The sequence below is a fragment of the Rhizobium tibeticum genome (assembly GCF_900110205.1).
Lineage (GTDB): Bacteria > Pseudomonadota > Alphaproteobacteria > Rhizobiales > Rhizobiaceae > Rhizobium > Rhizobium tibeticum.
The window spans coordinates 134,999-160,749 of the sequence record NZ_FOCV01000009.1; the positions used below are offsets into that span (position 1 = coordinate 134,999).

Sequence of the window (25,751 nt, forward strand, 5' to 3'; positions counted from 1 at the left end):
GTCCCCAACCCGGCAACAATGCGCTCAGATGGCGAGGCCGCCTTCGTTGAATTTGTGGATCCGCGTCTTGTCGGGCGTCAGATAGACGACGTCGCCGGCCTTGGCCGGGAAATCGCCCCCGCCCCGCGCGGTAACAGGGCCGATACCCTCGACATCGACATGCAGGAATGTGTCGGCGCCGAGGTGCTCGGCAACCACGACCTTGCCCTTCCAGTCGCCGCTTTCGGTCGAAAGCAACATGTGCTCGGGCCTAACCCCGATCGTGTGCGCACCAAACTGCGCAGCATATTGGCCTTTCACGAGATTCATCTTCGGTGAGCCGATGAAGCCGGCGACGAAGAGATTGCGCGGCTTGTGATAGAGCTCAAGCGGCGAGCCCACCTGCTCGATATTTCCACGGTTCAGTACAACGATCTTGTCGGCCATGGTCATGGCTTCCACCTGGTCATGGGTGACGTAGATCATCGTCGTCTTCAGCTGCTGGTGCAGCTCGCTGATCTCCAGGCGCATGTTGACGCGCAGAGCAGCATCGAGGTTCGACAACGGCTCGTCGAAGAGGAAGGCCGAAGGCTGGCGCACGATCGCACGGCCGATCGCCACGCGCTGGCGCTGGCCGCCCGAAAGCTGTCGCGGCTTGCGCTCGAGGTAGTCAGTCAAGTTCAGAATCCGGGCGGCATCGGCAACCTTCCGGTCGATCTCCGCCTTGTCCATGTTTGCCATCTTCAGCGGAAAGGCGATGTTGTTGCGCACACTCATATGCGGGTAGAGCGCATAGGACTGGAACACCATCGCTAGACCACGTTCCGACGGAGCCTTTTCCGTTGCATTCCTGCCGTCGATGACGATGTTGCCGCCACTGACATCCTCAAGACCGGCAATCAGTCGCAGCAGGGTGGACTTGCCGCAGCCGGACGGGCCGACGAAGACGACGAACTCGCCGTCCTTGATCTCGAGGTCGATCGAAGGAATGACCTTGGCTTCACCGAAGACCTTCGAAACGTTCTGAAGGGTAATGCTTCCCATGTTTCTCTCCCTGATGTCTTATTTCACCGCGCCGAAGGTCAGGCCGCGGACGAGTTGTTTCTGCGAGAACCAGCCGAGGATCAGGATCGGCGCGATCGCCATGGTGGAGGCTGCCGAAAGCTTGGCGTAGAACAAGCCTTCCGGGCTGGAATAGGAAGCGATGAACGCCGTCAGCGGCGCCGCTTTCGACGCGGTGAGGTTGAGTGTCCAGAAGGCTTCGTTCCAAGCCAGGATGATGTTGAGAAGCAGCGTCGAGGCGATGCCCGGTACCGCCATCGGCGTCAGCACGTAGATGATTTCCTTGGCAAGCGAGGCGCCGTCCATGCGCGCGGCTTCCAGGATCTCGCCGGGAATTTCCTTGAAATAGGTGTAGAGCATCCACACGATGATCGGCAGGTTGATCAGCGTCAGGATGATCACCAAACCGAGGCGACTGTCGAGCAGGCCGGAGTTGCGGAACATCAGGTAGATCGGGATCAGTGCGCCGACCGGCGGCATCATCTTGGTCGACAGCATCCACATCAGCACGTCCTTCGTCCGCTTGGTTGGCGAAAACGCCATCGCCCAGGCGGCTGGAATGGCGATGATCAGGCCGATCAGCGTCGAGCCGAAGGAAATGATCACCGAGTTCATGAAGTGGCTGAGATAGTTTGAGCGGCTCTGCACTTCCGCATAGCTCTCCGTCGTCCAGTGGAAGAACAGAAACTGCGGTGGCGAGGCGATGGCATCCGCTTCCGTCTTGAAGCTCGTCAGGAAGGTCCAGAGGATCGGGAAGAAGATCAGGATGCCGAGCGTCCAGGCGATGGCGGTCATGACCACCTTGCGCTGAGTTGTGACTTTTCTAGCCATCTCAAGCCTCCAGATTCTTGCCGACAAGGCGCACGAGGAAGATCGCAACGATGTTGGCGAGGATGACCGCCACGATACCGCCGGCCGAAGCGCCGCCGATATCGAACTGCAGAAGCGCCTGCGCATAGACGAGATAGGTGAGGTTCGTGCTCTGCGTGCCGGGGCCGCCGTTGGTGGTGACCAGGATTTCGGCAAAGACCGAGAGAAGGAAGATTGTCTGGATGAGGATCACCACCGTGATGGCGCGGGCCATATGCGGCAGGATGATGTAGATGAACTTCGAAACAACGCCGGCGCCATCCATCTCGGCGGCCTCCTGCTGCTCTTCGTCCAGCGACTGCAGGGCGGTGAGCATGATGAGTGTCGCAAAGGGCAGCCACTGCCAGGCGACGATCAGAATGATGGAGAAGAGCGGCGCGTTGGCAAGCCAGTCATAGGGCTGCAATCCAAGCGCCTTGGCGAGATGCGCGAAGAGCCCGTTGACCGGGTTCATGAACATGTTCTTCCACACCAGAGCCGCAACCGTCGGCATGACGAAGAAGGGTGCAATCACCAGGATGCGAACGATGCCCTGTCCGTAGATATCCTGGTTCAGGAGCAGCGCAAACGCGATGCCGCCCACGACAGTGATCAGGAGCACGCCGAGCACCAGCAGCAACGTATTGATCAACGCGGAGAAAAAGGCCGGATCGGTGAGGAAATATTTGTAGTTCAGGAAGCCGACGAAGGTTTCCATGCCCGGGCTGAGCAAATTGTAGTTCAGCGTCGAAAAATAGATCGTCATCGCGAGCGGGACGATCATCCACAGGAAGAGAAGCACAACGGACGGTGCGATCATCATTCGCGCTGCGGAGCGGGTGTGTAACGTTGCCATGGCGATGACCGATCCTGTTCAAAGAGGCAGACGGCTGCAAGACAGCTGAGAAAAGGGGGTCGCCGACGCAGTTTGGGCATTCGGCGACCCAGATGGGCGGGGAGGTCAAACGCCCCGCCTTCTCAGGAGGTTATCTATTTGATGTAACCAGCCTTGGTCATTTCGCGGGTCGTCAGCTGCTGCGCGCTCTGCAGCGCCTGATCGACCGAGACCTGTCCTGCAAGAGCTGCTGAGAACTGCTGGCCGACGGCCGTGCCGATACCCTGGAATTCAGGGATAGCGACGAACTGGACACCGACGTAGGGGACCGGCTTGACGGTCGGCTTGGTCGGGTCAGCCGCGTTGATGCTGTCGATCGTCATCTTGGCGAAAGGCGCGGCTTTCTGGTAGTCGGCGTTTGCATAGAGCGAAGAGCGCGTGCCGGGAGGTGCGTTCAGCCAGCCGTCCTTGTCGGCGACGAGCTTGGTGTAATCCTTGCTCGTTGCCCAGGCGACGAATTTCTCGGCTGCTTCGACCTTCTGCGAGCTCGCCGGAATGGCAAGGCTCCAGGCCCACAGCCAGTTGCCGCGCTTGCCGAGGCCCTTATCCGGAGCCAGAGCGAAGCCGACTTTGTCAGCGACGGTGGATTCCTTCGGGTTGCTGACGAAGGAGGCAGCAACGGTCGCGTCGATCCACATGCCGCATTTGCCGGTCTGGAAGAGTGCCAGGTTTTCGTTGAAGCCGTTCGACGAAGCACCGGGAGGTCCGGCTTCCTTCATCAGGTTGACGTAAAAGTTCAACGCGTCCTTCCACTCCGGCTGATCGAACTGCGGTTTCCATTGCTCATCGAACCAGCGGGCGCCGAAAGAGTTCGACATCGCCGTCAGGAAGGCCATGTTTTCACCCCAGCCAGCCTTGCCGCGCAAGCAGATGCCGTAGATTTCCTTGTCCTTGTTGGTGATCTTCTTCGCCGCTTCCGCGATGAAGTCCCAGGTCGGCGCGTCAGGCATCTTCAGGCCGGCGGCTTCGAACAGGTCCTTGCGGTACATGACCATCGAGCTTTCGCCGTAGAACGGCGCTGCATAGAGCTTGCCGTCTGTGGTCAGGCCGCTGCGGATTGCCGGCAGCAGGTCGTCGGCATCGTAGTCTGCGCCGAGGTTGTCGAGCGGCAGAAGCCAGCCCTGCTTGGCCCAGATCGGAACTTCATAAGTACCGATCGTCAGAACGTCGTACTGGCCACCCTTAGTCGCGATGTCGGTCGTAACCTTCTGGCGCAGGACGTTGTCTTCGAGGGTCACCCACTCGAGATCAATGTCGGGGTTCTTCTTCTTGAAGTCATCCGTCAGCTTCTGCATCCGGATCATATCGCCGTTATTGACGGTCGCGATTGTCAGCGTTTCGGCCGAAGCCATGCCGGCAAACGCCAGTGCTGAGCAGGCGCCCAGCAGGAGAGTTCTCAATGTCATATCTTCCTCCCAGAAGATGAGTGCGAGCATTCGCTTTGCTCATGGGCAATTACTCGCCTATGGGAGAAAAATGTCAATCACCATTCGTTGCTGCATCAGCGAAGATGTATGTTATCTATTTGATTTTAAATGAATATATATTTGCTCACGGCCTGAGCAGATACTCAGCGGTGTCCTCATCGGTGATCAGCGCATTGATCTGGTGGCCTGTTACAGCAGCCTTGATCGCCTTGAATTTGCGCTTGCCCTTGCCGATTCCAATGACGGTCGACGACTCGCGCGAGGGGATCGACGCAGAGGCAACCCGCTCGTTGATCGGGTTGTCGAGAAGCTTGCCCTCGCCGTCGAATACCCAGCCGCAGATCTCGCCGACAGCGCCGTTGCGCATCAGCTCCATCATCTCGTCCTTCTCCAGGAAGCCGTCGACGCAAAGCGGTCCGTCGATGCCGAGCTCGCCGATGCCGACGAACGTCACGTCCGCCTGCGCGCTGATCTCCAGCGTCGAGCGGACGAGCTGCTGGCCGTGTAAGGTTTCCCGCTCCTCCGCCGACGTCACCAGGACTGGCAGTGGCATCGGGAAGTGCCGCGCCTTCACCGCGTCGGCCATGCTGAAGATGACATTGTAATAGGCGGCCGAACCGTCGGGCGCAATGTTGCCAGTCAGCGACACGATCCGATGGTTGGGACATTCGATTGCGGGCAGCTGATCGACCGCAGCCTTTAATGTTCGCCCTGTCCCGACTGCCAGCACGATCGGATCCGCCCGCTTCAGCCAGCGCTCGATTTCGGCCGCAGCTGCCTCCGCGATGCCGACAGTCGTCGAACTGGAGCCCGGGTCGCTTGGCACAACCTCGACATGCTTGAGGTTGAACTTCTTGCGCACAGCATTGGCGAGTTCGAGGCAGGCGGCGATCGGGTGGTCGAGCCGCACCTTGATCAGCCGTTCGGCAACGGCAAGCGACACCAGACGCTGTGCCGATTGCCGCGAAATCCCCATGGAAGAGGCAATCTCATCCTGTGTTCGCCCCGCCACGTAGTAGAGCCATCCTGCACGCGCCGCGTCATCCAGCCGTCCCGAAGTCTCGGATTTTCTTACCATCAAGTCTCTGCCATGCTGAAAGGACCGGCCGTAGCCAACGCGAAGATGCCTATTGCGGCAGATCAAACCAGAATTCGGGCAAATGTCGAGTGCATTGAGAAATTGCACAGCCTATTTTGACTTGCCACGCGGTAGCTGGATGCCATCTGCTTGTCATCTTTGTCGATCAAGGCTTGCTTGACCGAGGGTTGAACTGCGAGCTAACTGGCACCGAGGAAAAAACTGTGCGAATTCTGCTGGTTGAAGATGACAGAATGATTGGTGGAGCAGTGCGGGATCACGTCATCGCCGCCAATCATGCCGTCGACTGGGTACAAAATCTCGCCGATGCTGACGCCGCGGCTAGACCTGTCGACTACGGGCTGATCCTTCTCGATCTTCAGCTCCCGGATGGCAGCGGCGTAGAGTTTCTTCGCCGCTTTCGCGAAAGAGGCCTGAAGACGCCCGTTATCATTTTGACGGCGCGAGACCAGATCTCGGATCGCATCGACGGGCTGAACGCCGGCGCCGACGACTACCTCGTGAAACCGTTCAATCTGGACGAGTTGGAAGCGCGCATCATGGCGGTAGCGCGCCGCTATGACGCCAATCCGCATCCCGTGCTCCGCATTTCCGATATCGAGATCAACCGGCCCCTGCATCAGCTCTCCGTGGCCGGCGAAACGATCATCCTGACGAGCCGCGAATGGGCGGTGCTAGACCTCTTGACGGCGCGCCCAGGCGCGATCGTTCCGAAGGACCGGATCGAGGAAGCGCTCTATGCGTTCGGCTCGGAGATCGAAAGCAACACGGTCGAGGTCTATGTGAGCCGCTTGCGCAAGAAGATCGGCAAGGACAGGATCCGCACGGCACGCGGCATCGGCTACACAATCGGATGAAGATGAAACGCGAACGCAGCATCACCGGCCCGCTCATTCTTGCCCTGACGACCGTCATGGTCGTCTTCTGGCTTGCTGCGATCGGCCTCAGCTTTCGGGTGATGCAGCATGAATTTGACGAGATTTTCGACGGCGCCCAGCAGGAGACAACCGAGCGCCTGCTGGCTCTGATCCTCGACGATCTGAACCAGAGTACGAAGATCGATCCGCACAGCATGGCGATGTTCGACGCTGCGGCCAGACGCGAGTATTTGACCTATCAGGTACGCGACGCCAGCGGCAAGGTAGCGTTGCGCTCGAATGATGCCCCGGCCGAGCCCTTCGACGCGCCGCTTCGCATGGGGTTTCACGACACGCCGACGGCTCGAATCTATACCGAGGTGACAGCCGACGGTTCTCTGTTCCTGCAAGTGGCCGATCGGTTCAAGAACCGGCGCGAGGCGGTACGCGAAAGCACGGTGACACTTCTCATCCCTTTGGTGGCGCTCATTCCCGCCAGCATATTCGCGATCTGGTTCATCGTCGGGCGCGCACTGCGACCGATCGAGACGCTCCGGCGAGATATCGGGACGAAGGACAGTGGCAACATGGCTGAGGTCGACGGCCAGAAGCTGCCGGTCGAACTACGGCCGATTGCGCGATCGGTCAACCTGCTCCTCGGGCGCCTGCGCGCTTCCCTCGAAGCGGAGCGCGAATTCACCGCCAACAGCGCGCACGAACTGAGAACGCCGATCGCCGGCGCGCTTGCACAGGCTCAGCGCCTCATTGAGGAACTGCCGCCCGGTGCAACGCAGCATCGCGTCCAACAGGTCGAGGCTTCGCTGGTCAATCTCGGCCGTTTGGCAGAGAAGCTTTTGCAATTGTCACGCGCGGAAGCCGGCATCGGTGGGAGCTCAACTACGGTCGACCTGCGCCCGGTACTGGACATGGTCGTCACCGACTTCCAGCGCGACAGCCGCACGAATCGTAGGCTTCAATATTCCGCGGCGCCGGACGCAAAGCTCGTCCGCAACGCAGACATGGACGCTTTCGGCATCGTCACGCGAAACCTGATCGAGAATGCCTTGTTGCACGGCGATCCGGACCTGCCGGTCAATGTCAGCCTTGAAAGCGGCGGCATCATCCGCGTCATCAACGGCGGACCGCTGGTTCGCGAGGCCGACATGGCGAATCTGAAAAAGCGCTTCAGCCGCGGCAAGACGACAGCGTCCGGTTCTGGGCTCGGACTGGCTATTGCCGACCGCATCGTCTCTCAGATGGGCGGCACGCTGGAGTTGTTGTCGCCGGCGACCGGTGCAAAAACCGGCTTCGAAGCGAAGATGACGCTTCCAGCCTAGCCCGGAATTTGGCTTGCAAAACCGGCGGAAGGGTGCGAGCAGACGCAGAAGCCATCCAAACCAGCAGAACCCGAATGATCATCTCTTTCGACATCGGCGGCTCCGCCATCAAGGGCGGCGTGGCACACTCCGAAGCCGACATCAGGCCACTCGGCCGTCGTCCGACCCCCAAGGACGATTTTGCTGCTTTCGTCGACACGCTGCGCGCCATCATAGCAGAAACCGGCGAGCAGCCGAGGCGCCTGGCCTTCTCGATCGCCGGCGTGGTCGATCCTGACACGCAGCGGCTCACCTGCGCCAACATCCCCTGCATCCACGGCCGCAATCTCGCCGCCGACCTCGAAACCGAACTCGGATTTCCGGTGTTGATCGCGAATGACGCCGACTGCTTCGCCATGGCGGAAGCCGATCTCGGTGCCGGACGCGGCCATCGTATCGTTTTGGGTGCCATTCTTGGAACGGGCGTCGGTGGCGGTGTCGTTGCGGATGGCCGCCTGATCAATGCCGCTGGCGGCTTTGCCGGCGAATGGGGCCACGGCCCGGCGCTCGCATCACAGGCAGGCAATCCGCCCGTTGCGATTCCGGCCTATCCCTGCGGCTGCGGCCAGAAGGGTTGCGTCGATACGGTCGGCGGCGCGCGTGGCCTCGAACGCCTGCACAAGACGCTGCATGAAATTGACCTCTCCAGCCAGGAGATCATCGATGATTGGCTGAAGGGCGAGGCCAAGTCGGCGCGCACCATCGACGTCTTCGTCGATCTCGTCGCCTCACCGCTCGCGCTGACGATCAACATCACGGGCGCGACCATCGTCCCCGTCGGCGGCGGGCTTTCCAACGTCGAACCACTGCTTGCCGAGCTGGACAAGGCCGTTCGGCAGCGCATCCTGCGCAAATTCGATCGCCCGCTGGTGGTGCGCAGCGAATGCCGCGTCGAGCCCGGCCTGATCGGCGCCGCTCTGCTCGGCCTGAAAGCGGAATCCGATTTCGTGGCTAGCTGAAAAGGTGCCGCGCCATGTAGTCGACGAAGACCTGTATCTTCGGGGCCGGGTAGCGATTGGCAGGCCATAGGATGCGAAAAGCGCCGACGTCTGCCAGCTCTTCTTCCATCACGGATATCAGCCGGCCCGAACGGAGTTGTTCGCGCACGGTAAACAGCGGCAGGCAAGCAAGCCCGATCCCACTCTCGGCCATATAGATCAACGGCTCCAAGGTGCTCGCGATCGAGGACACGGGCAGATCCAACGGGCCATCGGTCCGGAACGGCCATCGCTCCAGTTTGCCGCTCGAGGGGTACCGGTGATGCAGGCAAAAGTGACGTCGCAAGTCCTGCGATGTCGTCGGCACGCCCATGCGGGCGAGGTATTCGCCCGAGCCGACGATGCGGTGAGAGAATTTGCCGAGCGTGCGCGTCATCAGGCGTGAATCGCTGATCTCGCCGGTTCGAACGACGGCATCGAACCCCTCCTCGATCACATCGACAAGGCGATCGGTAAAATCCAGGTCGAGCTCGATCTCGGGATAGGATTGCATGAAGGCGGTAATCGTCGGCATGAACAACATGCCTGCCAATGGCAGACTGACACGAAGTTTTCCACGCGGCGCCGCCTTCGTCCTCGCCAGCTCGAGCTCTGCGGCTTCGAACTCGTCGGCGATCCGCCGACAGCGCTCGAGGAACATCGCCCCTTCGGGCGTCAGCGTGATACTGCGCGTGCTGCGATGAAAGAGCCGCACTCCCAACCGATCCTCAAGCCGCGCAATTGTTTTCCCGACAGCCGAGGACGAAATACCGAATTGCTGCCCTGTTCTGGCGAAACTGCGGAATTCGGCCGCCTGTATGAATATTCCGAGCGCGCCAAAATGATCCAAGCACCCCTCCCATTGCGGACAAAATTGTCCGATCTTATCGGAACATCGTCCCATTTTTCCGTAATAGGGACAAGGCTACCACTCTCCCGTTGGCCGAAAACTCGGCCTTGCAACCACGGAGACCCGCATGCCCAACCAATACGCCGCCGGCTTCAATATCGCGCCCACCCCCACGACCTTCATCGTCAACGTCATTCACGCCCATCCGGGAAAACAGGACGAGGCTTTCCGGATCATCCAGGACGTCGTTCACTATGTCGCGGAGCGCAAGGAAGGCTTCCTCTGGAGCAACCTTTCAAAAAGCACGGACGGGACGACCGTCGTCAACATCGAAGCGATCCAGGACGAAGGCAATGTCGGCGAGTTTTTCGCCGATCCGGCTTTTCTTGAGAAGTTCCGCATGCTCGACAGCGTCTCGACGAGCGAATTCCACACCTACACGGTGGATGATCTCGTGCTGCCAAAGCGCGCGAACGCGGAAGGCTGACCTCTCAAAGCAGAAAGGCGCGGCCTTCACCGCGCCTTTTGACGTCACTCGGCAGCGACAGCCGGGGGATGGCGATCATCCACCGCGTCGTCATTGGCGTTCGACCGATCGCTTTCGGCGCCAGCCGCCTTCGGCTCCTTGCCGAAGAACAGCGCGTACGCAGCTGGCAGCACCAGGATCGTCAGCACCGTCGCGACCAGAATGCCGCCCATCATGGCGTAAGCCAGCGGCCCCCAGAAGACACCACGCGAGATCGGGATCAGCGCCAGGACAGCCGTCAGCGCCGTCAGCATGATCGGGCGGAAGCGCCGCACTGCTGCACCGACGATAGCTTCCTGCCGATGCATCCCCGCCTTGATGTCCTGGTCGATCTGGTCGACGAGGATGATCGAGTTGCGGATGATGATGCCGAGCAGTGCGATCACTCCGAGGATGGCGACGAAGCCGAAGGGTGCGCCTGATATCAGCAAGGCCGCAGCCGCACCGATGATCCCAAGCGGGCCGGTCGCCAGCACGAGCATGGCCTTGCCGAAGTGCTGCAACTGCGCCATCAGCAAGAGCACGATGACCACGAGCATGATCGGAGCCTTGGCCGCGATCGACGCCTGGCTTTCGGCGGAGTCCTCTGCACCGCCCTGGATCTCGATGTTGTAGCCGGCCGGAAGACCGTCGCGCAGGGACTGCATGTCGGCATACATCTTCATGACGACGTCATTGGACTGCACGCCATCGGGCAGCGTTGCGCGCACGGTGATCGTTGGCAGACGGTCACGCCGCCACTCGATCCCCTGCTCCAAGACCGGCACGACCTTGGCAACCTGCGACACTGGGACAAAGCTGCCGAAATCCGTTGGTACATAAACCGAGTTGACGGCAGACAGCAGGGCGCGGTTCGCTTCCGGCTCCCGGGCGACGATCGACACCGTCTCCTCGCCATCGCGGAAATCGTCGAGCGGTGCACCGGACACGGCCGTCTGCAGCATCTGGCGAACGCGCTGCGAGGTGACGCCGAGAGCGCGGGCACGATCCTGATCGATCACCAGCTTCATTGCCGGTACCGGCTCCAGCCAATCGTCGTGGATCGCGCCAAGCAGCGGATTGGCCTGGAACTTTGTCTTCACCGCGTCCGCGATCTTGCGCACTTCCTGGCGATCCGGCCCCATGATGCGCATCTGCACCGGCCAACCCGTCGGCGGGCCGAGGAACAGACGATCCACCTTGCCGCGGATATCAGGGAAGTCTTGCGCCAGGATGGTCCGCAGCTTCACAATCAGCCGCTCGCGCGCCGGCTCGTCGTTTGCCATGACCAGAAGCTGCGCGAAGTTCGGATTGCGAAGCTGCTGATCGAGCGGCAAGAAGAAACGCGGGGCGCCCTCGCCGATATAGGTGGCGACGAATTTCTTGTCCTTGTCGTCCATGATCTTGGCTTCGAGCGCCTTTGCCTGCGTCTCGACTTCCTTGATGCTGGTGCCTTCGGGCAGCCAGAGGTCGACGAGGATTTCCGGGCGCGACGATTGCGGGAAGAAGTTCTGCGGGATGAACTGGAATGCCCACAGGCTGGTGACGAAGGTCACGAGTGTCATCGCGATAACGATGATGCGATGACGCACGGCCCAGCTGACCGTCGCTCTGAGGCGGTGGTAGAAGCGCGTATCGAAGGCATCGTGATGCTCGCCCGCATGATGGCGCTGTTTCAGGATCATGTAGCCGAGCCAGGGCGTGAAATAGACCGCGACGAACCATGAGACGACAAGCGCGATGCCGACGACATAGAAGAGCGTGCGAACATATTCGCCGGCTGTCGATGCAGCAAAGCCGACGGGAATAAAACCAGCGGTGGTGATCAGCGTGCCGGTCAGCATCGGGAAGGCGGTCGAGGAATAGGCAAAGCTCGCCGCCTCGATCTTCACAAGACCTTCCTCGAGTTTTCGCTCCATCAACTCGACGACGATCATGGCGTCATCCACGAGCAGGCCGAGCGCGATAATCAGGGCGCCGAGCGAGATGCGCTGCAGGTCGATGCCGAGCTCGTACATGATGGCGAAGGTCGCGGCCAGCACGAGCGGGATAGCGATCGCGATAACGAGACCTGAGCGCCAGCCAATAGACAGGAAGGACACAATGAGCACGATGATCAGCGCTTCGCCGAGCGCATGCATGAACTCGCTGATGGCATCGGTGACGACGTCGGGCTGGTTGGAAATCTGGTCGACGGCCACGCCGTAGGGCAGCGATTCCTCGAAGCGCTGGTAGGTCGCTTCGACATCCTTGCCGACATCGGTCACCTTGAAGCCCTTGGCCATGACGACGCCGACCTGGACGCTGTCGTGACCATTGAAGCGATACTTGCGCTGATAGGGATCTTCGAGGCCGGAATAGACGGTGGCGATATCGCCGAGGCGCGTCACCTGATTGCCGGCCTTTAGCCGCAGCTCACGGATGTCCTGCGCCTTCGTGACATCCCCTTCGACGGAGATGCGCACCGAACGCGTGCCGGTATCGACCGATCCAGCCGGATCGACGCTGTTCTGCCCCTTGATTGCATTCTGCAGGTCGAGCACGGTCAGGCCGCGTTCAGCCAGCGCCTTCGAGGAAACGTCGATGTAGATCTTCTCAGGTTGGTCGCCGATGATCACCGCCTTCTCGACGCCGGGCGTCGTCAACAGCATGTCGCGCGCCTGGATGGCGAACGTCTTCAACTCGGGATAGCTGTATCCATCGCCGCTGATCGAATGCAGCGTGATGTAAGTATCGCCGAACTCGTCGTTGAAATAGGGCCCGAGCAGCCCTTCCGGCAGCTCATTGGAGATGTCGCCGACCTTCTTGCGCACTTGGTAGAAGGCATCGGCCACCTGCGCACTGTTGGTATCGCCTTTGACCTGCAGGGTGATGATGGCGCTACCCGCCCGCGTATAGGATTTAACCCAGTCGATATGCGGCGTTTCCTGCAGCTTGCGCTCGATCTTGTTGACGACCTGGTCTTCCATTTCCTGGATGGAGGCGCCCGGCCATATGGCCTGCACGACCATAACGCGGAAAGTGAAATCCGGATCTTCCTTCTGACCCATGCGCATCAAGCCGAGGACACCGGTGATGAGGATCAGCCCAAACAGGAAGCGCGCAATGCTCGGGTGGCCGATGGCCCAGCGCGACAGGTTGAAGGGACGCTTCTCGGCGGTGGAGTTATCCATGATCGTATCCTCTCCGGGCCGGGCTCTAGCGAATGACGTCGCCGGTTTCGGCTTGCGCCGACTGCTGTTCCGGCAGCTTGATCTTGAGGTTTTCGGTCATGAACTGCGTGCCGGCTGAGACGACGAGATCGCCAGTTTTCAGACCGTCGGCGACATGGACACCGCCGCCGGTGAAGTCCGCGACCTTGATTTCACGGGCATGGACGGTTGACGCATTGCGATCGACGACCCAGACAATCTTTTTGCCGTCCCTCTCTGCAAGTGCACTCAGCGGAATGGCAACGTTGGTCTCGGCATTGCCAATGGCGGCCTCGATCGTCGCCGTCATGCCGAGCAGCACGCGATCGTCGGTCGGAAGGCTGACGCGAAGCGAGAAAGTCCGCGACTGCGCATCGGCACTGCCGGAAACCTCACGCACCTTGCCGTCGAGCACCAGCTTGTTGTCTGACCAGAAGCTGGCCTTGACCGTCTTGCCGGGCTTGAACTGCGCAATGTCGTTTTCCGGCACGGCGATCTGCACTTCCTTTTCGCCGTCGAGCGCGACGGTGACGACAGGCGTGCCTGCCGCGACAACAGCGCCAGTGTCGGCGCTGATCGATGTTACGATACCATTACGGTCAGCCTTGAGCTCCGTATAGGTGACTTGGTTCTTGGCCTGATCGAGTGACGACGCTGCGGCATCCCGTGTCGAAACCGCTTGATCGTAGCTGAGCGCGGCCTGCTCCATTTGTGACTTTGCCGTGACGCTCTTGTCATAAAGCTGTTGGGCGCGCTTGTTGGCAAGGTCGGCGGTCGCCACACCCTTTTCGGCAGCGGCAAGATTTGCCTCGGCGGTCCTGACCGCCAATTCGTAATCGGTCGGATCGATTTCAGCGAGCAGATCGCCAGGCTTGACGCGATCGCCGATGTTGACGCGACGGTCGATGATCTTGCCTGCGACGCGGAAGCCAAGGTTCATCTCGACGCGGGCCTTCACCGCCCCGGAATAATCCAGCGCACGCGTATCGCCAGCCGCGGCAATTTCCACCACCTTCACCGGCCGGATGATCTCTTCACTCTCGGCCTTCTTCTCCTCGCTGCAGCCAGATACGGCGAGTGCAACGGCGCCAAGGAGCGCAAGACTGACAAAGGACGGCAACTGGACTGTCTTCAGCGAAATCATCTTTCGCACTCCTGAAATCGGTTATCGGTTGATCTGCGGCCCCTGCCGCGCATTATTTTTTCAGTGCCCTGATCGTGAATTCGACCAGTTCATCGACGGTGGCGCGGTTGGTCTTGGCGAGACATTGCGCCACCATCTGCGGATGGCACAGGCTGATGGTTGCAGCCCCGAAACAGCGGGAGGCAACATCCGCGTCCTGCTCGGCAAACTCGCCAGCTGCGATCCCTTCACGGATCACGTCAGCCAGCAATTCATGAATGCTGTCGACGTGCCTCTCGATGACGTGCCAGTCGCGCTCGATGGCGACGACGACCATCTCATGCACCTTCTCCTGGTCGAGCATGGTCTCGACCGTCATCTGGTATTGGCCCTGCACGAAGCGGCGCAGCCGATCGGAAGCGCTAATCGGCAAGTGGCAGGCGTCGTAGGCCATCTGATAGCTCAAGGCGAGCATGCGGCCGCAAATCGCCTGGTGGATCTCCACCTTCGAGGCAAAGAAACGGTAGACGTTGGCCGGCGACATGCCGAGATCGCGGGCGATATCGGCAACCGTCGTCTTTGAATATCCGTAATGACGGAAAAGCCGCTCAGCAGCGTCGAGAATGCGCGACACATTCTCCTGACGTGCTAGGTCAATCGTGTTCTCCGCAGCATCGTTGATCAATTTTCACGCACCTTGCTTACGACTGACGATTTTTGAATTTCGTCAGTCGTAAAATATCAATCGTAATATGTCAAGGTTTTCGTGCGTTGAGGAGCGGAACGATCAGACGCCAATGCGATCCCGCCACCGCCTAACTCCGGCGATGGCGTTTGGGTTGCCAGATTGTGCATTGGAATGCTCGATGCGGCAGGGCACGCGATAACCGCCCCGCCGCCCTACCCCCGCGGCGCAATTGCTTTGAGATAAAGCGGGACTTGAGAAACCAGGCAGACGGCAAAGTGCCGACGCCTATGCGCAGCACTCGGCCTTATCCTTCGGGCTCAGGCGAGCTTGACGTCCAGCGAGATCGGCACCGCTGAGAGCGCCTTGGAGACCGGGCACCCTGCCTTGGCCTTGTTGGCGAGTTCGACGAACGTCCTTTCGTCCGTATTGGGAACCGTGCCGGTCAGCGTCAGATGAATCGCGGTGATCGCGAAGCCGCCTTCCACGCTCTCGAGCGTCACCTTTGCCGTCGTCTCCATATCGATCGCCTTGAGGCCCGCTTCCTCCAGAATGAGCGACAAGGCCATCGTGAAGCAGCCGGCATGGGCCGCTCCGATCAGTTCCTCCGGATTGGTGCCGGGAATACCTTCGAAGCGGCTCGAAAAACCGTAGGGATAGTGCTTGAGCGCGCCGCTTTGGGTGGAAATCTGTCCCTTGCCGTCCTTCAGTCCGCCGGACCACTGCGCTGAACCTGTACGATTGATCTGCATGCCGTTCTCCTATTTGGATTAGAGGAAGCTGAAAGAAGCAATCCGCTTCCTTAACGCGATATAATCCTCTATCGGCAGAAGGCGACAACGCCGTGAAATTTCTTCCGGGCAGCGATAGGCAAAAGGCGATCAGATCTCGATGCGCGCCGTGTCGAGCGTGTAGAGCTCTTGCGCGCGCTTGACACCGCGGAGTGCATAACGACCGATGCAGGCCAGCGCGCCGCGCTCGCCTTCCGGGATCGTCGCCGCAAACTCCGACGACATCAGTACGTTGAGATCGACCGATCGGCACATCGAGGCGATCCGGCTAACCTCGTTCACAGCAGGCCCGATGACGGTAAAGTCCAGCCGCTCGCGGCTGCCGATATTGCCGTAGAAGACATCGCCGATGTGCAGGCCGATATAGACCTCCGTCGTTGGGCGCCCCTCGAGCGCGCGTTCGTCGTTCAACGTCTTCAGCTTCTGCCGCAGCAATCGCTCGGCCCGCAACGACGCGCAGCAGGCATCTGCCGGCTCGTCCCCCTTGAAGATTGCCAGGACGCCGTCGCCGATCAGCTTCAATACGTCGCCGCCGGCCTCGTGGATTGCCGAAATGACGACATCACTGTAGGCGTTCAGCATCGGCAGGATTTCTTCCGGCGGCGCGCTGTCGGATATCTTGGTGTAATTCAGAAGATCCGAGAACCAGAGAGCCGCCGAGATCCGCTCCGACTTCCCACGCGTGATTTTGCCTTCCAGTACCTGCCGCGCGGCATCATCGCCAAGATAAACCTCTGCAATCGTCCTCGCGATACGCGCTAGCGCAATGCACTTGATCGCAAGTGCCAGTACCGGCACCAGCTTTCGCAGGATAATGAGATCCTGATCCGAGAACCCTTCGGGATGGCGCGTCGCGAAGTGAGAGAAGAAGCAATCCATCTCGCCTATCGTGCCAGCCTTGGCGAACCGGTGGACCATCGCAACAAAATCGGTATGGCCCTGCTCGCGCATTGTGTCGAGCATGACGAAATCGGTCGGATCGCCAAAGCCGATGCGCCGTCTGACCTCGTTCTCTTCTCCGGCCCAAAGATAGTAGAAGGCGGAGCGCTGCCAGCTGTCCAGCGCCGCTCCTTCGCTCGAGGGTCCGTATTCGAATTCGGTCTCGATCTCCTCCCGGCTATCCCAGCGAAACGCCCGGCCCTCGTGGACGGGATGCAGCGTATCCATCAGCGCCATGCCGCGATCAAGCGGAAGACCGCGCTCGCAACACGCGTTGCAGAAGCCGGTCAGCAGCTCTGCCTCGGAGGCGCCTTTCAGCCCCTGCTCCGTCAGCCAGGCCGCAATTATCCCTATATCGCTGTATTCCATGCCGTTTCCCTCGCTGGTGCGAAAGCTGTATCGCGATTTTGCCGGCAAGGGAAAGACAAAGCTCAGCCCGTCGCAGGCATGTTGTAAGGTGTGACAATTTCCACCGACGACAATGCCGAAGGCGCACTTCCGCCTCCGGAGCGACCCATCACGGCGCGGAAGGCCGAACGGGCGTCGGTGCGCAGATCGTGATGCAGCACGAAGCTGATCTTGCGGGCGGCAAGCAGCGCGCGATTGTCTGCGTCAAGGTCATGCGCCACGAAGATTCGGACCGGCCGTTGCGCCGCTTCGAAGGCAGCAAGCACCGCCCGGTTTCCGCCTCCGATCGAGTAGACCGCGTTGATTGCCGGATCGGCCGCAATCGCCTGCACGGCCAACGTTCCCGTCGCCGCGTCCGTGCCGTGCCCTTCACTGATCTCGCTCACGCCGATCAGCGGATAGCGTTCACGCAGCACGCGGCGAAAGCCGATCTCCCGCTCTTCCTCGCCGCGAAAGCGACCGCTGGAAAGTGTCACGAGGACGCGCCCCGGCGCTCCGCTGAAATGCGCACCGATGAGATAGGCCGCCGTCTCGCCGGCCGCGCGGTTGTCCGCACCTGCGTAAGCGCTGCGTGACGAATTGGGCAAGTCCGTCACGAACGTAACCACGGGAAGCCCCGCTTCGGTTGCGCGCGCCACGGCCGCGACCACCTCTGGAACATCAGGTGCCTTCAACACGATGCCGTTCGTGCCGCGCAGCCGGATCCGGTCAATCAGTTGCACCAGCTCGGCCTGCTTCATGACCTCGGCGAAATGGAAACGGCACCGAAACACAGTCGGCAGGAACGTCGCAACCTCCGCTTCGAAGGCGTCGCGAACCGCGGTGCTGAACCGGTCCGGCGTTTCCATGACGACATCGATTGCGAGTTTTCGTCCGCTCACTTCTCCGCCGATCTGCTGCTTCTCCAGCTCGGCGATCGCTGCCTGAACCCTTGAAATCGTCTGGTGCCGAACCCCGTTCCTATCGTTGAGGACGCGATCCACAGTCGCCGTGCTCAAGCCGGCCTGAAAGGCGATATCCTTGACGAGAAACCGATGTGCCACGTTATCCGTCTTTGATGGTTTTTTGATGGATTCCTGATCTATAACACACCGGTCGGCGGCGTATAGTACGCTCATCGGAAAGGGAGGAGTACCTGATGAAATCCGACAACCGACAAAAACTGCGCGCCGATCGCACCTGGCTGACCGAAGACGCCTGCGATCTCGGCGATTTCCGCAAGCTTGCCGAGAAGACAACGGCTCTCGCCGACTATCCGACGGCAGAGGCCGTGAAAAAGAACATTCTGATTTACGACAGCGGCAAGGTCTTAGCAGCGATCGCCAGCCCCGAAGGCCGCAGAGCGGTCCTCGCCGAGATATGCGAAGCCTTCGGTGATGGCCCCGGCGTCGTCGTCTTCAAGCGCGCCTACAGGGATACAAGCGTCATCGACCGCGCCAGCGCAATATTCGACGAGATCATCGAGGAGCAACATCGAACGGCTACCGGCGGCAGCGACCACTTTGCCAAGCCGGGCGCCAATGACCGCATCTGGAACTCGCTGGAAAAGCACTGCCTCGCCGATCCCGAAAACTTTGCCGAATACTATGCAAACGCCATCGTCGCGATCGCGAGCGAAGCCTGGCTCGGCCCGAGCTATCAGATGACCGCACAGGTCAACCGGGTTAATCCGGGCGGCGCCGCACAGTCCGCTCATCGCGACTACCATCTGGGCTTCCAGTCTTCCAAGGTGATCGAGCAGTTCCCGGCGCATGTGCACAGGCTCTCGCCAGTGCTGACACTGCAGGGCGCGGTCGCCCACTGCGACATGCCGCTTGAAAGTGGCCCCACGCTCTTCCTGCCGCATAGCCAGACCTACGAGCCGGGTTACCTCGCCCTCAAGCGCCAGGAATTCAAAGACTATTTCGAAACGCATCATGTCCAGTTGTCGCTCGAAAAGGGCGACGTGGTGTTCTTCAATCCGGCCCTCTTCCACGCAGCCGGTACCAACCGCTCGACCAACATCAAGCGCGTGGCCAATCTGCTGCAGGTCTCCTCCGCATTTGGCCGCGCCATGGAGACGGTCAATCGCGAGCGCATGAGCGCCAGGCTATTCCCGGCATTGAAGAAGATGAAGGGCAATCTGTCCGAAGGCGAGATCGGTAACGCCGTCGCCGCCTGCGCCGAGGGTTATTCCTTCCCGACCAACCTCGACCGCGACCCACCCATCGGTGGCCTTGCCCCGAAGACGCAAGCGCAGCTGATGCATGAGGCGCTGCAGGAAGATTGGGACGATGCGCGGTTCACGTCGGCACTGGCGCAACAGCGCGAGCGGCGACGAAGCTGACGCAGAAGCATTGGCGAATTTTGCTCCCGGGGCCTCTCGCGTCGGGAGCTTTTGGCATATGGCCCATCATTCATTGGAGGAAAGCATGACAACAGACCATAGCCGCCTCGACGGCAAGATCGCAATCGTGACCGGCGGTACGCAGGGGCTCGGGGCATCAATCGCCCGCCTGTTTGCCGAGCGCGGCGTCAAGGGCCTCGTCATTTGTGGCCGCAACGAGCAGAAGGGCAAGGCGAAGGCCGACGAGATCGCTGCCGCCACCGGCATCAAGGTCGTCTATGTCCAAGCGGATCTCGGGCAGGTCGATGATGCAAGAAACGTCGTTCATGTCTGCGACCAGACCTTCGGCCGCGTCGATGCGCTCGTGAATGCGGCCCCCATCACCGACCGTGGAACCATCCTGGATACCAGTCCAGAACTCTTTGACGCCATGTTCGCCGTCAACGTGCGCGCCCCCTTCTTCCTGATGCAGGAAACGGTGAAGGTGATGCGTCGTGAGAAGATCGAAGGCACGATCGTCAATATTGGCTCCATGTCGGCCAAGGCAGGGCAACCCTTCATTAGCGCCTATTGCGCCTCGAAGGGTGCCTTGGAAACGTTGACGAAGAACACGGCATACGCTCTGCTGCGCAATCGCATCCGTGTCAACGGTCTCAACATCGGCTGGATGGCGTCCGAGGGGGAGGATCGCATTCAGCGCGAATTTCATGGCGCACCCGCCGACTGGCTGGAAAAGGCGGCGGCCGGCCAGCCTTTCGGCCGCCTCGTGGATCCCGAGGAAGTAGCCCGCGCATGCGCATATCTCTCCTCAGCGGAATCCGGCCTCATGACCGGATCCATGATCTGCTTCGACCAGTCGATCTGGGGAGCCTATGACGGCTCGCCGCACCCGGACACGGCCCTTTGAAAAAATGCAGAGCCCGGCGCTTTTGCAGGCGCCGGGCTCTGGAACACATTGCCGTTTACGTTTACGAAGAGCGTCACATCGCTTTGGGAGGAGCTGACCCGTGTCAGAAGATGCGCTCTATGACATCCGTGACGACCGTTTCCGCGGCTTGATCGCCGGCAGCGCCCGGCTGGAGGAACTCTATACCGGCTGCCGTTGGTCCGAAGGTCCCGTCTGGTTCTCAGACCTGAATTGCCTGATCTGGAGCGATATCCCCAATGAGCGGATGATGCGTTGGGCGCCCGATGGCAACGTCTCGGTTTTCCGCTCGCCATCCAACTACGTCAACGGTAACACCCGCGACCGCCAGGGCCGATTGATTTCCTGCGAGCACGGCGGACGGCGCGTCACCCGCACCGAGTTCGACGGCCGCATCACTGTGCTGGCCGAAAGCTATAACGGCAAGCGTCTGAACTCGCCAAACGATGTCGTCGTCAAATCGGACGGCTCGATCTGGTTCACCGATCCGAGCTACGGCATCATGTCCGACTACGAAGGTCACAAGGCGGAACCGGAGCAGGAAACGCGTAATGTCTACCGCATTGATGCCCCCACCGGGGAGATCGAAGCGGTCGTCACCGATTTCATCCAGCCCAATGGCCTTGCTTTCTCGCCCGATGAAAAGCAGCTCTACATCGCCGATTCCGGCTCTTCCAATCATGAAGTCCCGCGTCACATCCGCGTTTTCGACGTCGTCGACGGCAAAAAGCTGACGAACAGCCGGTATTTCTGCTCGATCGACAGCGGCGTGCCGGATGGTTTCCGTTTCGATGTCAGCGGCAATCTCTGGACGAGTGCTGCCGACGGCGTTCACTGCTTCGCGCCCGACGGCACGCTGCTCGGCAAGATCAAGGTACCGCAAACGGTATCGAACATCGCCTTTGGCGGCGTGAAAAAGAACCGGCTGTTCATCACGGCCACCCAATCGCTGTATTCGATCTACACCACGACCAACGGCGCACAATATCCATAGGCTCAGTGTCGCGCGCCATCGAACCAAGACCTCGGCGCGCCTTTCCATCCAGAAAGAACCATCGATGTTCGAGTTTTCACGCGCGCGCAACCGGCGCCAATCCATCCGCAACGCCTTTTTCATGGGAGCCTGAGATGCGTTCCGTCGTCTCTTTCAACGAAAGCTGGAGTTTTCACGAGGGTTTCGGCCAGCGTCTGCTTGAGGACTTCGATGGCACGGCGACCGTCAGGCTGCCTCATACGGCGGTTGAGCTGCCGTTTAACTACTTCGATGAGAAAAGCTACCAGCGGGCGTTCACCTATCAGAAGATCCTGCGCTGGATGCCGGAGTTTGAGGGCCGCGAGGTGTCCCTCGTCTTCGACGCCGCCATGGCCGATGCCGTCGTCTACCTGAACGGTGAAGAGATCATCGCTCACAAGGATGGCTACACGCCGTTCGAAGCGCGCTTCACCGGCAGATTGGTGATGGGCGACAATCTGATCACGGTGAAAATCGACGGCAGCGAAAATCCTGAGATTCCCCCCTTCGGCGGCCGCATCGACTACCTGACCTATGCCGGGATCTACCGTGACGTCTGGCTGAAGGTCACCGACCCGATCTCGGTCGGCAACCTCAAGATTGAAACCCACAACGTGCTGGCAGAGGAAAAGTCGGCAAGCGTGCGCGTCGATCTTGCCAATCCACAGCAGCTTGCGTTCCTGGGCTCGGTATCGGCGTTGCTGAAGGATGCTGACGGACGCCTGCTTGCCACGGCTTCCGCAGAAACCACCGGTGAAGACCTTACGCTCTCCTTCGATGGCCTGACCGGCATATCGCTCTGGGACATCGCCGATCCTGCGCTCTACGATGTCACCGTCGAATTGAAGACAAGCCATGGTTCCGACCGCGTCTCGTCGCATTTCGGCTTCCGCACCGCGGAATTTACGCCCGAAGGCTTCCTGCTCAACGGCCGGCCGCTGAAGCTGCGCGGCCTCAATCGCCACCAGGCTTTCCCCTATGTCGGCTATGCCGCGGGCAGATCGGCCCAGGAGCGCGATGCGGACATCATGAAGTCAGTGCTGAAGTGCAATATCGTCCGCACGTCGCACTATCCGCAGTCGAAGTGGTTCCTCGACCGGTGCGATCGCATCGGCCTTCTTGTTTTCGAAGAGATTCCAGGCTGGCAGCATATTGGCGACGAGGCGTGGCAGCAGGAATCGATCCGCAACGTCCGGCGCATGGTCGAACGCGACTGGAACCACCCTTCGATCATCATCTGGGGCGTGCGCATCAATGAGTCGCAGGACAGCCACGACTTCTACGTCGAGACGAACCGGCTTGCCCGTGAACTCGACCCGACACGACAGACCGGCGGCGTCCGCTACATAACGGACAGTGAACTGCTGGAAGACGTCTACACGATGAACGACTTCATCCTCGGCAACGAGGAACTGCCCGGCAACAACCGTCCGCGCACGGCGCTTCGCCCGCAGCAGGAGGCCACCGGCCTGTCCCGCAAGGTGCCTTACATGATCACCGAGTTCGGTGGTCACATGTATCCCACCAAGATCTACGACCAGGAAGCCCGGCAGGCCGAGCATGTCCGCCGCCACCTCGAAGTGCTGAACGCCGCCTATGGCGATCCGGATATCGCAGGCGCAATCGGCTGGTGCATGTTCGACTACAACACCCACAAGGACTTCGGCTCCGGCGACCGCATTTGCTACCATGGCGTCATGGACATGTTCCGCGAACCGAAGTTTGCGGCCTATGTCTATGCCAGCCAGTGCGATCCTTCCGAAGAGATCGTCATGCAGCCGGTCACCTTCTGGGCGCGCGGCGAACGCAACATCGGCGGCGTGCTGCCACTGATCATCCTGACCAACTGCGACGAGGTCGAACTGCGCTACGGCTTAGTGACGAAGCGAATCGGGCCCGACCACGAGAACTATCCGCACCTGCCGCACCCGCCTGTGGTTCTCGACCACCGTCATTTCACGCCTGACGAGCTTGGCACATGGGGCCTCGAGTGGATCGACGGCGAATTCATCGGCTATATTGACGGCGAACCGGTCGCCAGATTGACGCTTGCCGCCGACCCGCTGCCGACGACGCTGCAGATCGTTGCCGACAGCACGACGCTGAAGGCCCGCGAGCGCGACACGACCCGTGTCATCATCCGCGCGCTTGATCAGCAGGGTCAACGCCTGCCCTTCATGAACGAGAATGTCACCCTGCAGGTCGACGGGCCCGCAAAGATTGTCGGTCCGGCATCGGTTTCGCTACAGGGCGGCACGGCCGGCTTCTGGCTGGAGGCGACCGGGCTGACGGGTGCAATAAGCGTTCATGCAAGCTGCAGTCGCTTCCCAGAGGTCAAGCTGGAGCTGGTGGCCGTCTAAGGTCAGTGCGGGTACGCCAAGCCGTCGGGCGGGCGTGCCGCGAACCGACTATGCCGGCTGCACCGACCGGACCGTGCCGTTGTTGTCGACGATGCACGAGAATTTCTTGCCGCCGGCATCAAGGTCGACGCCGAAGGTGCCGTCGGGCAATTGGCGAGACGCCGTGGGCAATACCTTGGCGTTCGCACCGGCAACTCCAGCCGCCGAATTGGCGCACAGCAGCTGCAGATCCGCTGGCGCGGTCTGCAGCGTTGTGCGCGCCATGCTTTCAGGCGCCGGTGGCGTTGGCGTGCAGGCACCAAGCAGCGCCGCACTTGTCATTGCCGCCATCATTCGGCCGATCGAAATCGTCTTCGCGGTGTTTTTCCACAAAACCCTGTCCCCCGACTTGCGTGATCTGTTCGCTCTCCGGCGCTGAGCCGGCCCATTTTCAAACGCCCTTGTAGAGTGCAGCCCCCTGCATCAGCACAATGACCTTGGCGCCGATCCTGATCCGTGACGCAAGGTCTACGATGTCGTTGTTGTTCATGCGGATGCAGCCGGAAGACACATCGAGCCCGATTGTCCAAGGCTCCGCTGTCCCATGGATCCGATAGATGGTGTCCTGGTCGCCTTCGTAGAGGTAGAGCGCCCTGGCACCCAGCGGGTTTTCCGGTCCACCCGGCATCCCGGCCGCCCACTTCGCCGCATTCGGGTCGCGTGCCACCATCTCGGCCGGCGGCGTCCAGGTCGGCCATTCGGCGGTCCGGCCGACACGCACTATCCCGGCCCATCCGAAACCTTCGCGGCCAACGCCGATGCCATAGCGGATTGCCTGACCGCCAGGCTGGGTGAGGTAGAGGAAATGCTGGTTGCCATCGATGATGATCGTTCCCGGCGGCTCGGCGGTCCTGAAGGGAACCGTCTGCATTCGGAATGCTTCCGGCGGCTGATTGTTGCGCGCGTAATACTGGCGGGCCTTCCTCTTGTCGTAATCAACCCAGGTGTGCGTCTTGGAATCATAGATCTGCGTCTGTGCCCACGCGGCAAGAGGGCCAACGCACGCTGCGGCCGCAAGCAGGGCCAAGGTCAGCTTGCGCCCCCCTGCGGCCTCTTTCGCCTTCACTGGAAATCTGGGCTTTGCTGTCATTTTTTCGCCCACCCATCGACGCGCTTTGCGTTGTCGGCGACCCATTTTGTCGCGTAGTCGAGTGGCGGTATGCGCTCGACTTCGAGCGCATAGCTCATCGCCGTCGCTTCCTCTGGCGACAGATCGACCTTTTCCAGAAACGCGGCGATATCGGGGTGCTTCTTCTCGAAAGCCGCCGCGTATCCGATGCGGAAATTCGCCGTGTCCCAGGCCGTTGATGCCAAGGACTTGGTGATCCAGAGTGGATCGTTAGGACCGACGAGCTTCCACTTGCTCGCATCATGCGCAGGCTCGGCAAGGCGGACGATCTTATGCAGGTCAAAGATGAAATGCGGCGCGTAACACGCAAAAACCAGCGGCTGGTTCGTCGCGATCGCGATATCCAGCCCCGCCATGGCAACTTCCTCTTCCGACTCGACCAGCGTCAGGTTTTTCGCATAGCCGTAGGTATTTGCCCGGACCCGCTCGATCCCGGTCGAAGACCATGTCGGTGCGCCGAGCCACATCTCGCCTTTACCATCACCGTCCGTGTCGAGAATCTTCGTTTTTTCCGGGTCGCTGAGATCCGCGATCGTCTTCAGGCCCTTTTCCGCGGCAGCCGGTGATGCGCAGATGCCCTGCCAAGCCGGCACGCTACGCTTGGCGAGAACCACGACGCCCTTTTCCGTCACGAACCGCTTGATGACGTCTTCGAGATTAGGTTGCCAGACTTCTGGGTGGATATCCACCGTGCCCTTCTCGAGGCCGTTGAAGGCAAGTAGCGTGCCCATCTCCTGCACATCGGCATTGAGCCCGAACTCCTTGCCGATGCTGACCTTGAGGATATTGGCCGTTGCCTGTCCCGAAGGCCAATTCGGCATCGCGATCACGAGGTCGGCGGAAAAGGCGGCGCTGCTCATCGCGAGCGTTGCGGCGAAAACGGATGAAAAGAGCCCTGAACATGCTACGCGTGTCGCCATGCCTGTCCCCCAAACATGCGATAAAGG

General features: G+C 60.6%; 23 protein-coding genes. 8 read left to right on the plus strand and 15 right to left on the minus strand.

Annotated features, from left to right (window positions below; translation table 11 throughout):
* Nucleotides 1-24: 24 nt before the first annotated feature.
* From BSG20_RS12335 to BSG20_RS12355, 5 genes are all read right to left on the minus strand, one after another.
* On the minus strand, nucleotides 25-1,023 hold the full coding sequence (locus BSG20_RS12335) for an ABC transporter ATP-binding protein (protein ID WP_072375546.1): 999 nt from the start codon (nucleotides 1,021-1,023) through the stop codon (nucleotides 25-27).
* 18 nt (nucleotides 1,024-1,041) lie between these two features.
* Nucleotides 1,042-1,872 carry a carbohydrate ABC transporter permease gene (locus tag BSG20_RS12340; protein ID WP_072375549.1) on the minus strand — a complete coding sequence of 277 codons (831 nt, stop codon included), beginning with the start codon at nucleotides 1,870-1,872 and terminating at the stop codon, nucleotides 1,042-1,044.
* 1 nt (nucleotide 1,873) lies between these two features.
* Entirely contained in the window at nucleotides 1,874-2,746 is an 873-nt protein-coding gene (locus BSG20_RS12345) for a carbohydrate ABC transporter permease (protein ID WP_072375552.1), read from the minus strand.
* Nucleotides 2,747-2,880: 134 nt separating this feature from the next.
* Nucleotides 2,881-4,191, minus strand: coding sequence for an ABC transporter substrate-binding protein (locus BSG20_RS12350; protein ID WP_072375678.1), 1,311 nt, complete (start codon nucleotides 4,189-4,191; stop codon nucleotides 2,881-2,883).
* 145 nt (nucleotides 4,192-4,336) lie between these two features.
* On the minus strand, nucleotides 4,337-5,290 hold the full coding sequence (locus BSG20_RS12355) for a sugar-binding transcriptional regulator (protein WP_072375555.1): 954 nt from the start codon (nucleotides 5,288-5,290) through the stop codon (nucleotides 4,337-4,339).
* A 224-nt stretch (nucleotides 5,291-5,514) separates the two neighbouring features.
* On the opposite strand from BSG20_RS12355, the gene BSG20_RS12360 reads away from it, so the two are divergent.
* The 3 genes from BSG20_RS12360 (at nucleotide 5,515) to BSG20_RS12370 (ending at nucleotide 8,503) form a co-directional block, all read left to right on the plus strand.
* Nucleotides 5,515-6,168: a response regulator gene (locus BSG20_RS12360; RefSeq protein WP_072375557.1), complete on the plus strand. Its 654-nt coding sequence runs from the start codon at nucleotides 5,515-5,517 to the stop codon at nucleotides 6,166-6,168.
* A 2-nt stretch (nucleotides 6,169-6,170) separates the two neighbouring features.
* Nucleotides 6,171-7,505, plus strand: coding sequence for a sensor histidine kinase (locus BSG20_RS12365; protein WP_072375680.1), 1,335 nt, complete (start codon nucleotides 6,171-6,173; stop codon nucleotides 7,503-7,505).
* A gap of 74 nt (nucleotides 7,506-7,579) precedes the next feature.
* Nucleotides 7,580-8,503, plus strand: coding sequence for an ROK family protein (locus tag BSG20_RS12370; RefSeq protein WP_072375560.1), 924 nt, complete (start codon nucleotides 7,580-7,582; stop codon nucleotides 8,501-8,503).
* Here BSG20_RS12370 and BSG20_RS12375 read toward each other — a convergent pair.
* Nucleotides 8,496-9,371: a LysR family transcriptional regulator gene (locus BSG20_RS12375; protein WP_072375563.1), complete on the minus strand. Its 876-nt coding sequence runs from the start codon at nucleotides 9,369-9,371 to the stop codon at nucleotides 8,496-8,498. The two genes, BSG20_RS12370 and BSG20_RS12375, sit on opposite strands and share 8 nt — an antisense overlap.
* A gap of 127 nt (nucleotides 9,372-9,498) precedes the next feature.
* Here BSG20_RS12375 and BSG20_RS12380 point away from each other — a divergent pair, with 127 nt between their 5' ends.
* The gene (locus BSG20_RS12380) at nucleotides 9,499-9,858 is read left to right on the plus strand and encodes an antibiotic biosynthesis monooxygenase (RefSeq protein ID WP_072375566.1); all 360 of its coding nucleotides are present in this window, start codon (nucleotides 9,499-9,501) and stop codon (nucleotides 9,856-9,858) included.
* Nucleotides 9,859-9,902: 44 nt separating this feature from the next.
* Here BSG20_RS12380 and BSG20_RS12385 read toward each other — a convergent pair whose 3' ends face one another.
* From BSG20_RS12385 to BSG20_RS12410, 6 genes are all read right to left on the minus strand, one after another.
* On the minus strand, nucleotides 9,903-13,049 hold the full coding sequence (locus BSG20_RS12385; RefSeq protein WP_072375569.1) for an efflux RND transporter permease subunit: 3,147 nt from the start codon (nucleotides 13,047-13,049) through the stop codon (nucleotides 9,903-9,905).
* 25 nt (nucleotides 13,050-13,074) lie between these two features.
* Nucleotides 13,075-14,211 carry an efflux RND transporter periplasmic adaptor subunit gene (locus BSG20_RS12390; protein WP_072375572.1) on the minus strand — a complete coding sequence of 379 codons (1,137 nt, stop codon included), beginning with the start codon at nucleotides 14,209-14,211 and terminating at the stop codon, nucleotides 13,075-13,077.
* A 52-nt stretch (nucleotides 14,212-14,263) separates the two neighbouring features.
* The gene (locus BSG20_RS12395) at nucleotides 14,264-14,872 is read right to left on the minus strand and encodes a TetR/AcrR family transcriptional regulator (RefSeq protein ID WP_072375681.1); all 609 of its coding nucleotides are present in this window, start codon (nucleotides 14,870-14,872) and stop codon (nucleotides 14,264-14,266) included.
* A 323-nt stretch (nucleotides 14,873-15,195) separates the two neighbouring features.
* Nucleotides 15,196-15,627 carry an OsmC family protein gene (locus BSG20_RS12400; protein ID WP_072375575.1) on the minus strand — a complete coding sequence of 144 codons (432 nt, stop codon included), beginning with the start codon at nucleotides 15,625-15,627 and terminating at the stop codon, nucleotides 15,196-15,198.
* Nucleotides 15,628-15,756: 129 nt separating this feature from the next.
* Nucleotides 15,757-16,974 carry an adenylate/guanylate cyclase domain-containing protein gene (locus BSG20_RS12405; protein WP_072375578.1) on the minus strand — a complete coding sequence of 406 codons (1,218 nt, stop codon included), beginning with the start codon at nucleotides 16,972-16,974 and terminating at the stop codon, nucleotides 15,757-15,759.
* Between the two features lie 62 nt (nucleotides 16,975-17,036).
* Nucleotides 17,037-18,056, minus strand: coding sequence for a LacI family DNA-binding transcriptional regulator (locus BSG20_RS12410; RefSeq protein WP_072375581.1), 1,020 nt, complete (start codon nucleotides 18,054-18,056; stop codon nucleotides 17,037-17,039).
* A gap of 95 nt (nucleotides 18,057-18,151) precedes the next feature.
* Between BSG20_RS12410 and BSG20_RS12415 the strand changes: the two genes are divergently transcribed.
* The 4 genes from BSG20_RS12415 (at nucleotide 18,152) to BSG20_RS12430 (ending at nucleotide 23,636) form a co-directional block, all read left to right on the plus strand.
* Complete coding sequence (locus tag BSG20_RS12415) at nucleotides 18,152-19,339, plus strand: phytanoyl-CoA dioxygenase family protein (RefSeq protein ID WP_072375584.1); 1,188 nt, start codon at nucleotides 18,152-18,154, stop codon at nucleotides 19,337-19,339.
* Between the two features lie 85 nt (nucleotides 19,340-19,424).
* Nucleotides 19,425-20,246, plus strand: a complete 822-nt coding sequence (locus BSG20_RS12420; protein WP_072375683.1) for an SDR family oxidoreductase — start codon at nucleotides 19,425-19,427, stop codon at nucleotides 20,244-20,246.
* 100 nt (nucleotides 20,247-20,346) lie between these two features.
* The gene (locus BSG20_RS12425) at nucleotides 20,347-21,258 is read left to right on the plus strand and encodes an SMP-30/gluconolactonase/LRE family protein (RefSeq protein ID WP_072375587.1); all 912 of its coding nucleotides are present in this window, start codon (nucleotides 20,347-20,349) and stop codon (nucleotides 21,256-21,258) included.
* A 134-nt stretch (nucleotides 21,259-21,392) separates the two neighbouring features.
* Entirely contained in the window at nucleotides 21,393-23,636 is a 2,244-nt protein-coding gene (locus BSG20_RS12430) for a glycoside hydrolase family 2 protein (RefSeq protein ID WP_072375590.1), read from the plus strand.
* A 48-nt stretch (nucleotides 23,637-23,684) separates the two neighbouring features.
* On the opposite strand, the gene BSG20_RS12435 is transcribed toward BSG20_RS12430, so the two are convergent.
* The 3 genes from BSG20_RS12435 to BSG20_RS12445 all read right to left on the minus strand — a co-directional run bounded on the left by BSG20_RS12435 (nucleotide 23,685) and on the right by BSG20_RS12445 (nucleotide 25,724).
* Nucleotides 23,685-23,966 carry a hypothetical protein gene (locus BSG20_RS12435; protein ID WP_051166658.1) on the minus strand — a complete coding sequence of 94 codons (282 nt, stop codon included), beginning with the start codon at nucleotides 23,964-23,966 and terminating at the stop codon, nucleotides 23,685-23,687.
* Nucleotides 23,967-24,066: 100 nt separating this feature from the next.
* Nucleotides 24,067-24,765 (minus strand): L,D-transpeptidase, encoded by a 699-nt coding sequence (locus tag BSG20_RS12440; RefSeq protein WP_093041137.1) that lies wholly within the window; start codon nucleotides 24,763-24,765, stop codon nucleotides 24,067-24,069.
* Nucleotides 24,762-25,724 carry an ABC transporter substrate-binding protein gene (locus BSG20_RS12445; protein ID WP_072375596.1) on the minus strand — a complete coding sequence of 321 codons (963 nt, stop codon included), beginning with the start codon at nucleotides 25,722-25,724 and terminating at the stop codon, nucleotides 24,762-24,764. Before BSG20_RS12445 ends, BSG20_RS12440 begins: the two co-directional genes overlap by 4 nt.
* Nucleotides 25,725-25,751 lie beyond the last annotated feature (27 nt).